The organism is Vibrio sp. YYF0003 (genome assembly GCF_036350715.1).
GTDB classification, from domain to species: Bacteria; Pseudomonadota; Gammaproteobacteria; order Enterobacterales; family Vibrionaceae; genus Vibrio; species Vibrio natriegens.
This window is the reverse complement of record NZ_JAZDWA010000004.1, coordinates 123,538-136,278: the sequence shown is the minus strand read 5'-3', so window position 1 is coordinate 136,278 and position 12,741 is coordinate 123,538. Positions and strand designations below refer to the sequence as shown.

11 protein-coding genes are annotated in these 12,741 nt (G+C 45.8%); 8 read left to right on the top strand and 3 right to left on the bottom strand.

Annotation, left to right across the window (positions count from 1 at the left end):
* Positions 1–21 precede the first annotated feature (21 nt).
* Positions 22–285, top strand: coding sequence for a hypothetical protein (locus tag V1U08_RS13425; RefSeq protein ID WP_076633450.1), 264 nt, complete (start codon positions 22–24; stop codon positions 283–285).
* Between the two features lie 186 nt (positions 286–471).
* Complete coding sequence (locus tag V1U08_RS13420) at positions 472–2,055, top strand: BCCT family transporter (protein ID WP_330470786.1); 1,584 nt, start codon at positions 472–474, stop codon at positions 2,053–2,055.
* Between the two features lie 54 nt (positions 2,056–2,109).
* Here V1U08_RS13420 and V1U08_RS13415 read toward each other — a convergent pair whose 3' ends face one another.
* Complete coding sequence (locus tag V1U08_RS13415; RefSeq protein WP_330470785.1) at positions 2,110–2,850, bottom strand: UTRA domain-containing protein; 741 nt, start codon at positions 2,848–2,850, stop codon at positions 2,110–2,112.
* A 212-nt stretch (positions 2,851–3,062) separates the two neighbouring features.
* On the opposite strand from V1U08_RS13415, the gene V1U08_RS13410 reads away from it, so the two are divergent.
* The 6 genes from V1U08_RS13410 to V1U08_RS13385 are packed head-to-tail and all read left to right on the top strand — an operon-like array spanning position 3,063 to position 8,349.
* Complete coding sequence (locus V1U08_RS13410; RefSeq protein WP_118120697.1) at positions 3,063–4,142, top strand: ABC transporter substrate-binding protein; 1,080 nt, start codon at positions 3,063–3,065, stop codon at positions 4,140–4,142.
* A 42-nt stretch (positions 4,143–4,184) separates the two neighbouring features.
* Positions 4,185–4,991 carry an alkaline phosphatase family protein gene (locus V1U08_RS13405; RefSeq protein WP_243977627.1) on the top strand — a complete coding sequence of 269 codons (807 nt, stop codon included), beginning with the start codon at positions 4,185–4,187 and terminating at the stop codon, positions 4,989–4,991.
* A complete protein-coding gene (locus V1U08_RS13400; protein WP_330470784.1) occupies positions 4,988–5,884 on the top strand; it encodes an ABC transporter permease in 897 nt (298 codons plus the stop codon). The genes V1U08_RS13405 and V1U08_RS13400 overlap by 4 nt, the downstream gene beginning before the upstream one ends.
* A complete protein-coding gene (locus tag V1U08_RS13395) occupies positions 5,884–6,672 on the top strand; it encodes an ABC transporter permease (protein WP_330470783.1) in 789 nt (262 codons plus the stop codon). The genes V1U08_RS13400 and V1U08_RS13395 overlap by 1 nt, the downstream gene beginning before the upstream one ends.
* Positions 6,669–7,688, top strand: a complete 1,020-nt coding sequence (locus V1U08_RS13390; protein ID WP_330470782.1) for an ABC transporter ATP-binding protein — start codon at positions 6,669–6,671, stop codon at positions 7,686–7,688. The genes V1U08_RS13395 and V1U08_RS13390 overlap by 4 nt, the downstream gene beginning before the upstream one ends.
* A 1-nt stretch (position 7,689) precedes the next feature.
* A complete protein-coding gene (locus V1U08_RS13385; protein WP_014233636.1) occupies positions 7,690–8,349 on the top strand; it encodes an HAD family hydrolase in 660 nt (219 codons plus the stop codon).
* Positions 8,350–9,007: 658 nt separating this feature from the next.
* On the opposite strand, the gene V1U08_RS13380 is transcribed toward V1U08_RS13385, so the two are convergent.
* Positions 9,008–9,274, bottom strand: a complete 267-nt coding sequence (locus V1U08_RS13380) for a hypothetical protein (RefSeq protein WP_330470781.1) — start codon at positions 9,272–9,274, stop codon at positions 9,008–9,010.
* A 301-nt stretch (positions 9,275–9,575) separates the two neighbouring features.
* On the bottom strand, positions 9,576–12,734 hold the full coding sequence (locus V1U08_RS13375) for an efflux RND transporter permease subunit (RefSeq protein ID WP_330470780.1): 3,159 nt from the start codon (positions 12,732–12,734) through the stop codon (positions 9,576–9,578).
* Between the last annotated feature and the right edge of the window lie 7 nt (positions 12,735–12,741).

Here is a 12,741-nt window from a genome sequence, read left to right as displayed (position 1 = left end):
AGGTAACACTTGAGAATAAACATGAACAACAGCAGATGGTTCGGCTTATTGGGCGGCGTGCTCTTTTTAATCAGCACAATGCTGCTTTTTGGGTCTTCGGTCCATGGTGCTTGGTATAACTTTCCTGCGGAAGCGGTCAACGGCATAGCGTTTACCTTTGCTTTTGGCATCGGACTTAACCGAGCTCTCGCCTATAGCGCAGCGTTAATTACACTCGCGGCCCTGTTCTACATCGGTTATGTCGTAGGCTATCGCGTTCATCAAAAACTAAGAGAATCCTGTTAACTTCAGCTTCTTCCCATCCCAAAAATCAGTGTCTTGGCTGATGCTCCAACAATGAACTTAAATCTACGGTTAAATTCATAATCTTGACGTGCTAGTATTTGCGGCTTTTTGAAGTCCCTCACACTTTTCATCGACTGGATGTGAGGGGAAATACACGGCTTCCAAGCCCAAAAAAGCGAAGTACTTATGTCAAATATGACGAATACCGCCTCCCACGCTCCTGTTCAGGAAGCAGACTATGCCGCGATCCACCCTCCTTCCCTAGTTAAGCGACTCGAACTCACTAACCCTGTATTTTGGTTAAGTGGTAGCTTTCTTACTCTGTTCGTTCTGCTCGCTCTGACGAATACTGATTATCTAACCGCAATGGTTAACAGTGGTTTTGGCTTTGCCACAAAATATTTCGGAGCTTACTGGCAAGTATTGCTTCTTCTCAATTTCTTAATTGGTTTGGCTCTCGCTTTTGGACGTACTGGTGATGTACGTTTAGGAAGTTTAGCGGAACCAGAAATCGATAATTTCAAATGGCTATCGATTGTACTCTGCACCCTACTCGCTGGTGGCGGTGTTTTTTGGGCAGCGGCTGAGCCTATCGCCCATTTCGTTACTGCTCCACCACTCTATGGTGATGCCTCTCCCAAAAGTGCCGCAATCAATGCGTTATCTCAGTCCTTTATGCATTGGGGTTTCTTAGCGTGGGCAATCCTTGGTGGCCTTTCCTCTATTGTTTTGATGCATCTCCACTACGACAAGGTTCTACCACTAAAACCTCGTACTCTGCTGTACCCGGTTTTAGGTGATAAAGCCATCAACGGCTGGATTGGTAACCTCGCGGATGCGTGCAGTATTATCGCGGTAGCCGCTGGCACGATTGGTCCTATTGGTTTTCTTGGCCTGCAAATCAGTTACGCACTGAATTCTCTGTTTGGATTGCCAGATACTTTCTTTACGCAAAGCATGGTGATCATTGCTGCCATTCTGATGTACACCCTTTCCGCGCTAAGTGGCGTCAGTAAAGGCATTCAAATTGTTAGTCGTTACAACATCATCTTATCCGTTGTTTTGATTGGGTATATTTTGTTCGTTGGTCCAACAACGTTTATTGTCGACGGCTATGTTCAAGGTATGGGCCGTTTGGTAGACAACTTCTTTCCAATGGCACTCTACCGTGGTGACGCTGACTGGTTAAGCTGGTGGACCGTTTTCTTCTGGGGCTGGTTTATTGGTTATGGCCCAATGATGGCGATCTTTATTGCGCGTATCTCTCGCGGTCGCACAATCCGTCAGTTGATCATGGCAATTAGCATTGCTGCACCGCTCATTACCTGCTTCTGGTTCAGCATTGTTGGTGGTAGTGGTCTGGCATTTGAGCTAGATAATCCAGGTGTAATTTCATCTGCTTTCGAAGGTTTCAATCTTCCTGCTGTATTGCTGGCAATTACATCAGAACTGCCATTCCCGATGCTCATTTCGGTGCTGTTCCTAATTTTAACCACGACCTTCATTGTCACCACTGGTGACTCAATGACGTACACCATCAGCGTTGTAATGACAGGCTCCACTGAACCTAACGCGGTCATTCGTGCGTTCTGGGGCTTGATCATGGGCTTAGTCGCCATTGCTCTGATCTCGATGGGCTCCGGTGGTATCTCGGCGTTGCAGTCCTTCATCGTGATTACCGCAGTGCCAGTGTCTTTGATCATATTGCCAAGCATTTGGAAAGCACCAGGTATTGCGAAGCAGATGGCGAAAGAGCAAGGTTTAACGTAATCGCTTAAGTGATGATTCCCGGTAACGCTTTACACATTATCGGGAATCTATTACTCACTCCACACTGTCAATGCGGATTCTCACCGCATCCGGTCGCCAGTACTCCAGTTCGCAGTCCATCAACTCCCCATTCTGGTTGTAGTTCACCCGGCAGATCTTAAGAACAGGCTGCCCTTCCGTCAGATTCAGTGGTTTTGCAACATGAGCAGGCGCTGACGTCGGAATCACATCAAATCGGGAGCGTTTCGTTTCGAATCCATACTTTTCTCGATAGATGCCCGTCAGTGACATGGTCAGGTTTTCCGATAAGATTCCCTCAAACAATTCCGCTTTCAGGACATTTTCTACAAACAGTACCGCGCGGCCATCAATATGGCGTAGTCGCTCGATAATATAAGTTGGCGTGATCTGCTCGACTTCTAATACCTTGGCATATTCACCAGACGCCATTTCACTGCGGACGTTGATTAATTTAGTTTCAGCAATCCGATTCTGTTCACGTACCATTTGATGAAAGTGAGAACGAGATAAGGGGTTGTAACAGACTCTCGGTGGAGAAACATACCAGCCTCGTCGCTCCTCCCGATAGATGATGCCCTCCGTTTCTAACGAAACTAAAGCGTCCTTAATGGTGATTCTGGTCGTCGAAAAAAGCTCACTCAACTCACGTTCCGACGGTAACTTTTGCCCTTGTACGATAACGCCTGAATGAATTTGTTCACGAAGCGTCGCTTTGATTTTTCCCAGTTGCGTACCTGACTGTTTCCCCGAGTAAGCGGAGCCCAAAATGTTCATTCTCTGATCTAGTCCATAGATTGTTTGATGAACAAGATAGGTCAGTTGGATAACAGAAATATGACAACTAACAACTGGTTAACTTGTGTTCAGATGAAATATAACTGCCACAGAAATTCAGCATAACTGTCAAATTATCTGCGCGAAAACGTCACATTCCATCCATAGGATAACAATCGAACTTACTGACCTAGTCCAGAAGGATGGAGACAATGAAAACTTTGCTTAGCCGTTCCGCTGTAGCATCAGCCACTCTGATTGCAGCTACACTATCTACCTCTGCGTTTTCCGCAACACAAGAAAAAGACGCCAACCTAGACACATTGGTAAAAGCTGCTCAAAAAGAAGGCGCAGTTTACAGTGTGGGTATGCCTGGTAGTTGGGCAAACTGGAAAGACACATGGACGGACTTGCAATCAAACTACGGTTTGAAGCACCAGGATACGGACATGAGCTCAGCTCAGGAGATCGCTAAATTCGAAGCTGAGAAGAAAAATGCGACCGCAGACATTGGTGATGTGGGTTTTGCCTTCGCGCGAGTAGCAGTGAAAAAAGGGGTAACGCAGCCATATAAGCCAACCACTTGGAACGACATCCCTGATTGGGCAAAAGATAAAGATGGTCACTGGGCACTGGCTTACACAGGCACAATCTCTTTCATCTCAAACAATAATCTGGTGAAAAACGCGCCAAAAACTTGGGATGATCTGCTAAAAGGCGACTACAAAGTAACGGTTGGCGATGTCGGTGTGGCAGCGCAAGCTAACAATGCGATACTTGCGGCAGCCTTTGCGCATGGTGGTGACGAGTCAAACTTAACACCAGCTATCGAGTATTTTGCAAAATTAGCTAAACAAGGCCGTTTGTCGTTTACGGATCCAAGCATCGCAAACCTTGAAAAAGGTGAAGTCGAAGTGGCTATCCTGTGGGATTTCAACGCACTGAACTACCGTGATCAGATTGACCGCGACCAGTTTAGTGTCAACATTCCTCAAGACGGCTCTGTGATTTCGGGCTACACAACCATCATCAACAAATACGCGAAAAACCCAAATGCAGCGAAGCTAGCACGTGAATACATCTTCAGTGACCAAGGCCAGATCAACCTTGCAGAAGGTTATGCACGTCCGATTCGCAGCAACATCACTCTACCAAAGTCCATTCAGGACAAGTTGATCTCGAACGACCAGTACTCGAATGCTAAACCGGTTACGGACTTCTCTGCTTGGGAAAAATCGGCACGTAAGCTGCCACGTCAATGGCAAGAGAACGTACTGATTCATCAGCAATAGTACTAAGCAACACCCTCTCCTAAGAAGTAACGAGAAAATATCATGAGCAATAAGGTTATCCTTGTTGTTCTAGATGGACTGAACTATCAGGTAGCCCGTGATTGTATGGGCTACCTAAACGGTCTGTTAGAGCAACAACGTGCAACACTATACCCGATTCAATGTGAACTGCCTTCGATGTCCCGCCCACTTTATGAGTGCATCCTAACCGGTGTCCGTCCGGTTGATAGCGGCATCGTTAACAATAATATCGTTCGTTTGTCGAATCAGGATTCAATCTTCAGTTTGGCAAAGTCTCAGGGAAAAGTGACCGCAGCAGCGGCATATCACTGGGTAAGCGAACTTTATAATCGCGCTCCGTATAACGCTGTGCGTGACCGCTTCACCAATGATGAAACACTGAATATCCAACATGGCTGTTTTTATCACTGGGACCAGTACCCTGATGAAGCACTGTTTCTGGATGCCGAGCATTTACGCCGAGCGCATCAGCCGGATTTCTTGCTGATTCACCCAATGAACATTGATGATTTAGGCCATAAATTCGGCTTAGATTCTCGTCAATACCGCAATTGTGCGCGTGGCGCAGACATCATTCTTTCCAACTACATCGATCAGTGGCTTGCTGATGGCTACCAGATCATTGTGACCAGTGATCATGGCATGAACAACGATTTATCTCATGGCGGCATCCTGCCAGAAGAAAGAGAAGTTCCACTGTTTGTGATTGGCGATATGTTCACCCACCAAGAATGCCACGTGAAACAAACTGAGATTTGTGGCTCGGTTTGCCAGCTTCTCAACCTTGATCACTCAAAACATTACACTCAGGAATTGTTAGCACTATGAGCAGTTCTGCCATCTCATCAACATCAAACAACGTCAGCGCGAAACAGCGTCGAATAAGTTGTTGGTTAAAAAGGAGTAAGCCTGCATTGTGGCTTGCCCCTTTTGCTCTGTTTTTCTACCTTTTTCAGCTTGCACCAATTGTTTGGGTGCTGATTAACAGCTTTATTTACGACGAAGAGTTCGCGTTCGACAACTATCTGGAAGTGTTTGATTCAACCTTCATGATGCAAGCCTTCGGCAACAGCCTCTGGCTCTCATTTTGGTCGAGTATTGCTGGTTTACTGGTTGCAACCGTATTGGTTTCTTCGTTACGTCGTGTCGATTCAAAAATCCGCGACGGTGTGATTGCCTTCACCAACATGAGCAGCAACTTTGCAGGCGTCCCTCTGGCGTTTGCGTTCATCATCATTTTAGGCACTAACGGTGCGGTCACTTTATTGCTTAAGCAATACGGCCTGCTCGGCGATTTTGACCTTTATGGTAAATGGGGATTGATGGCAATTTACATCTACTTCCAGATCCCGTTGGCAGTACTGCTGCTCTACCCTGCATTCGATGCCTTAAGTGACGATTGGCAAGCGGCCGCCGCACTACTTGGGGCAAAGACATCACAATACTGGATACGCATCGCCTTACCCGTGCTTTCTCCTGCTCTGTTGGGCACGTTTATCATCCTGATCGCAAATGCCATTGGTGCTTATGCCAGTGTGTATGCGTTAACTTCCGGTAACTACAACCTCATTACTATTCGCATTGCGAGCTTAGTCTCGGGCGATTTGTTCCTAGAGCCCAATCTCGCCGCCGCAATCTCGGTTATTTTGATGGCGATGCTGGCCTTTATCACTGTGATTAACCAATGGCTGATTACTAAGAGCTACGCAGGTAGAAGCTAATGCAAAACATTAATACTCGCTTCCACAAAACGGTGGTGTACTCCATTGTTGGTATTATGTTGGTCCCAATCATTGCGACCTTCGTTTATTCGCTCTCGTCCCGCTGGGGAGCGACCATTCTACCGGATGGATTTACGCTGGATTGGTACATCAAACTGTTGACTGACCCGCGCTTCCTGCAAGCTTTTGGTCGTTCTCTGTTTATTTGTATTTCTGCTCTGGTATTGAGCGTTGTTCTGATTCTGCCTGCGATTTTTGTGGTGTTTTACTACTTCCCAAAACTCGACAAGCTGATGAACATTCTAATCTTGCTTCCGTTTGCTGTACCGCCGGTGGTGTCGTCGGTTGGCCTTCTGCAACTTTATGCCAACAGCGATATTTCCTTAATTGGCACTCCGTGGATTTTGATTGGCACTTATTTCACGATCGCTTTGCCCTTTATGTATCGAGCGATTTCAAACAGCTTTGAGGCCATCAATTTGCATGACTTGATGGACGCAGCGCATTTACTTGGCGCAAGCACAACCAAAGCGTTTTTGCTGATCATTTTGCCAAACTTGAAGAAAGGCTTAATGGCGTCGCTGTTTCTCTCTTTCTCCTTTCTGCTCGGTGAGTTTGTATTTGCCAATATTCTTGTTGGCACACGCTATGAAACCCTGCAAATCTATTTGTACAACATGCGTCAGACAAGCGGACACTTTACATCTGCACTGGTCATGACCTATTTCCTATTTATTTTCTTACTGACTTGGCTGGCAAGTCGTTTCAGTCGAGGCGCTAAATCATGAGCTACGTAACCGCAAAAAACCTGACTAAACGTTTTGGTGACAATACGGTCTTTGAAGACATCCAATTCAGCATTGAACAGGGCGAGTTTATTACTCTGCTTGGCCCTAGTGGTTGTGGCAAATCCACTCTTCTTCGCAGCCTGGCAGGGCTTAACCCTGTTGATGGTGGCACCATTTCGGTTAACGGAGAGGACATCACCCACCAAGTACCGCAGGAGCGTGGCATTGGCATGGTGTTTCAGTCTTATGCTCTGTTTCCCAATATGACGGTGGAAGGTAACATTGCGTTTGGCCTGAAAATGAAAAGACTAGACGCTGACATCATTCAGCGTGAAGTGGCGAAAGTGATTGAGCTGGTTGACCTGAAAGGCAAAGAAAAACAGTACCCGCATCAACTTTCCGGCGGGCAACGTCAGCGTGTCGCACTAGCACGTGCCTTGGTGGTGAAGCCGCGAATTTTACTCCTCGACGAACCTTTGTCAGCGCTGGATGCCAAAATCCGTAAGCACCTTCGTCAGCAAATTCGCGACATCCAGAAAGAAATGAACCTGACCACGATCTTCGTTACTCATGATCAGGAAGAAGCCATGATCATGTCTGATCGTATCTTCTTGATGAATAAAGGAGAAATCGTTCAGGCTGGTACACCCGAAGAGATTTACACGCAACCAGCCAACGAGTTTGTTGCCGGTTTTATGGGACACTACAACCTGGTGGAAGCCGACCACGCCAAACAGCTTTTTAATATCGATACGCAAAGCAAAGTGGCTATTCGCCCTGAATCTATATATGTCAGAGAACAAGGTCGTCAGTATGGTAACCACATTTCCGCACCACAAAGCGGTATTATCAAAAATCACCAGTTGCTGGGTAATGTAATTCGCTATCAGGTGGAGGTTAACGAGTGCGAACTCACCGTTGATTTACTCAACCGTTCATCTGAGCGACTATTAGCAAATGGCAGCCAGTTAGAACTACTCTTTAATCTAAACGAAATTCAACCAGTGAGAGCTTAAGATGTCCAAACCTTTGTATGTTTTTGATATGGACGAAACCTTAATCAACGCAGACTGTGCAATGATTTGGAACGCGTTTTTGGTCGAGAAGGGCATCGCGACTGAGCCCAACTTTATCGAAGAAGATCAACGCCTCATGAAGCTCTACGCAGAGGGAAAAATGGACATGGAAGACTACCTTGAGTTTTGCATGGCACCACTTTCCGACATGCCTATTGAGCAAGTAAAAATGTTAGTTGCAGAGTGCGTAGACAAACAGATTCTGCCCAAGCAGTTTAAGCAGTCCAAAACCTTGATCGAACAACTCTCCCGAGATGGCATTGATATGGTGATTATTTCCGCGAGCGTGACTTTCTTAGTCGAAGCGGTAGGCCAACGTCTTGGAATCCCAACATCATTGGGAATAGACTTGATTGAACAAAAAGGCACTTACAGCGCTGAAATTTCGGGCATACCTAGCTATCGAGAAGGCAAAGTCACCAGATTGCAACAATGGCTAGAAGCACAGCCAGAATTGTACTCAGAAATTCATTTTTATACGGATTCAATCAACGATTTACCGCTTTGTCAGCACGCTGACTACGCCTATTTAGTCAACCCATGCCCTCGCCTACGAGAGCATGCGAATCAGCCAAACTGGACGGTATTAAGCTGGGATTAGTGAGCATATTTGAACGATCTATCACTTCTGACCCAATCAAAAAGAGCAGCAGGAAAAGCTGCTCTTTTTGTTCACGCAAAATAGCCTAAGCATCCACTGGATGAATGCGTCATGAATTAAAACATGTCGTTAACAAAAGCAAGCGATTTATGCGGCTTTGCGCAATAGAATTACCACTCATCATCATACACAACTGCGCTCACATAGATGAAAAACACAAACAACATACCGTTTATAAATCGAAATGTTATCAGAAACTTAGTTTTGGCACACACCAAACACAGAACAACAACATATTCGCAATTATAAGTAACGATAATGAAATCATTGATTGAGGAATTAACATTTTAACAATCATTACAACAATGTTAACTTTAGCGCAGTTGGTCGCACTGGTGGTAAGCCTCTCACCAAGCTATTGTCAGTTTGATAAGGATGTTCGACCATCTCCATAATGAATAGACACCGAATTTGGTGCCCTTTTTCGCCCGCAAAGACGGTTCTTTGCGGGCTTTTTTCTGTCTGCGATTTATCAATAGACATAAAAAAGCCAGCTTTTATAAGCTGGCAAGAGAGCAACAAGATCAGCGCCTACTGCTATCTAGCGCTGAACGTGTATTAGGAGCCATTCTTTATTTTGACAAGGGCCATTCAGAAACTATGACTTACTCGCTTCTGATTTTTGGCACGCAACCTTTACCAATTGTGCTTGCTCTTCTTTAATACGTTTAACGATTCGTGCATCTCGAGCATCAATATCGTCCATATTCATTTGCTGAACATCCGCTATCGCTTCGTACTTCATTGCAGAGAAGTCTTGACGCAAATCAGAGCTCCACTCCTCCTTGTCTAAAGTGTTAGCAGCAGCGATTGGTGATGACATTACAGCAATAAGACCAAGAGTAGAAAAAAATACGCTTTTCATAGCGAGCTCCTTGAGGATTAGCAGTTTATTTTAGGTACGCTCTATACATTGCACGTACGATGCCAACTTTTAAATCCTTAAATTTCAGCAACTTATTTTAAATCATATTTCATCACCGAAACCCTCATGGTAAATTTCGCACACTGAGTGTTAAATTAACCACGACTATATTTTCTTTTTATTCTATTCATTAAAGCTATAGCACAAATGGCGCTATCTCGTACTTTCATCACGATTGCATTTGAGACAAATAAAAAGAGCAGCCCGAAAGCTGCCCTTGAATTATGAAGAGATAAGTACTTTAGTTAGAAGCTTTAACCTGAGCTTCTGACGTATCATCCTGCTTTTTGAAACGAGCGAACAGACGCGAGAAAAAACGCTTAATCGCTCTGAATATATTCTTGATATCTTCAAGCATCAGATACAAACAAGGCACCAATACTAACGTCAATATCGTCGCATAAAGGACTGCAAAGCCTAACGCGACCGCCATAGGAATGACGAAGCGCGCCTGTAAACTCGTCTCGAACATGATTGGCAGAACACCAGCAAACGTCGTGATTGAAGTTAGAGTAATCGCGCGAAAACGTGCACACCCAGCCTCAACAACGGCTTGTTTGATGTTCATCCCTTTTTCTCGAACCTGGTTTACGTAGTCCGTCATGACGAGAGAGTCATTGATGACCACACCTGCTGCGGCAATAAGACCAAAGGTGGACATCATACTGATGTCTAACCCGAGCCAGAAATGCCCCCAAATCGCGCCCGTCAAACTGAAAGGGATCACCGACATCACAATCAGCGGCTGCGTGTAACTCTTCAGTGGCACCGCTAGTAGGATGTAGACGATGATCATCCCGGCAATGAAGAAGAGAATCTGCTCATTACGCTGTGCAGCTTGCTCCTCGATGTCCCCACCTAGCTCAGTTTTAACGCTTGGGTACTGGTTTTTCATATCGGGCATGATGCTTTCATCGATGATTTTCACCACTTCTTCTGGCTCAATCAACTCTTCATCAATGGAGCCATAGACGTAAACCGTCTGATAACCACCCTCACGACGAATAGTACTCACGCCCGGTTGCTCATTAATCTGCACCACATCACCCAGCATGACCTTTTTGCCTGCGGGCGTTGTTATCACGGCATAGCGTAGCGATGAGAAAGCTTCACGCGTTAATTGCGGATAACGAACCATCACTTTGATTTCTTCGCCGTCACGGATTAATCGCTGTGCTTCACCACCATAGAAACTGCCACCCACTTGCTGAGCAATCATGGTGAGATCCAAACCGAGATCGTAGGCAACAGGTGCTAGCGAAAGCAGCACTTCTTTACTGCCTGAATCAATCGAAGATGAAATATCGTACAGACCTTCTTGCTGCTGCAAGCGGTCAATTAAGTAACGCCCCGCTTCATTTAGCTCATTGATATTCGAGCCAAACAGCAGATAGCCGAATTCGTCTCGATCACCACCACCTGCGCTCTGTTCACGAATCTTGATACTCTTCATTCCCGGAATGGTTGGCATCGCTTCACGCCAACGACGCGCAAGTTCGAACGTATTGAAAGGTCGTAAATCCTCGTCAACAAGCGGAACCAAAACTCGGCCTTCGGTACGGCTTCTGTTATAAGAAAGTACATCTCGAATCATTCCCTGACCGTGCTCTTCAATGGTCTGAGTTTCGACCTGCTGCATAACACGCTCAATGGTTTTAAGTGCATCAATGGTTTGCTCACTTGATACGGTATCATTCATTTCAATCGTGATCGCCGGATAATCGGTCGGTACTTTAGGGTTAGGAATGACGCGTACGTAATTTGAGTTTACTAGCGCTGCACTGATTGCCAGTAAGCCACAAAATATGGCGAAAACACTCCAACGCCAGTGGGTACAAAGGGTGACAAAACGGCGATAAGTGCCATTAACAAAACCAAAGAAGCGCGTATTAAAGCGATCTCGCCATCCGCCAACCTTTATAGGTTTGAAATTGGTGTGCGCAAGGTGGGCAGGTAAGATCAACTTAGATTCAATCAGGCTGAAGACTAAACATAAGATAACCACACCCGCGATGCCGTAGAAAAATGCACTATCGATTCCGCTAGAAAGCAAGAAAGGAGCAAATACAGCGATGGTCGTCAGAACGCCAAATGTCGCTGGCGTCGCAACACGTTTAACACCACGGACTACGTTTTCGACACCTCCGCCCTTTTCCTCAATTTCACTGTAGGCGCTTTCCCCCATCACAATCGCATCATCGACGACGATCCCCAACACCATGATGAAGGCAAACAGAGAGACAATATTCACTGTAATACCCAAGGCAGGCATTAACATCACCGCGCCCAGGAAACAGACTGGTAAACCGATCATCACCCACATAGCTAAGCGGAAGCGCAAGAAAATACTCAGCATAATGGCGACCAAAGCGGCACCCTGCAGCAAGTTTTTCAGCATCATGTCGAGACGCCCATTGAGGTAATAAGTCATGTCGACCAGTACCTTAAGCTGAACGTCACTTGGCAGTGTTTTGTTTTTCGCCTCGATGTATTTATGAACCGACTCAGCGACGGGAATAATATTCTGGTCGCGCGTTGCTTCTACGGACATGTAAATCGCGTTTTGTCCCGAATATTCAAAGTAACGCTCTTCTTCAGTAAAGCCATCTTTGATTGTCGCAATATCCTGCAGCAGAACTTTCGCCCCGTTAGCGCCTAACTTTACCGGAATATTTCTGAATTCATCACCGTGGTAATACTGGTTTTCAATACGTACTGCGATCATCCCAGAGTTGGTTTTGACTTCACCCGCTGAAAAGTTGGCAGAGTAACGTCGAATCGCGTCACTCACATCACTCAACGTGAGGTCGTACTTACGCAGCACAAGCGGATCGACTTCAATCGCGATCTCTTCTTCAGGCGCACTCACATACACCAACATGACGTTTTTCAGTTGCAGAAGCTCATCTTCAATTTGCTTAGCGATGGGCTTTAACTCTTCGAGTGGCCTATCACCAACGAGCCCCATCTCAATCACGTCCTGACGCCACTCAACTTGATAGACATTAATTGGCTCCATACCCGCAGGTAAATTAGACAAGGTATCAATCCGTTGATTCACATCATCAAGCACGCGTTTGATGTCAGCATTTACATCCACTTCAATAGAGACATAAGCACTGCCTCGACTCGCTCGGGATACGACTTTCTTAATGCCCGTAACGTCTTTTATCGACTCTTCTACTTTGACGAGAATGCTCTCCTCTATTTCCTGAGGAGAGGCGCCAGGATAGGTTGCTCGCACGTCAATGTAGTTAACTTCGATGTTAGGGAACATCTGTCTCTGAATGAATAGATAGCTCACGATGCCCATGATAATGATAAACACCATCAGCAGGTTCGCGGCCACAGGGTTATTGGCAAAATAGGCAATTATGCCCTTTTGATTGGTCTCTTCCATGACAAAC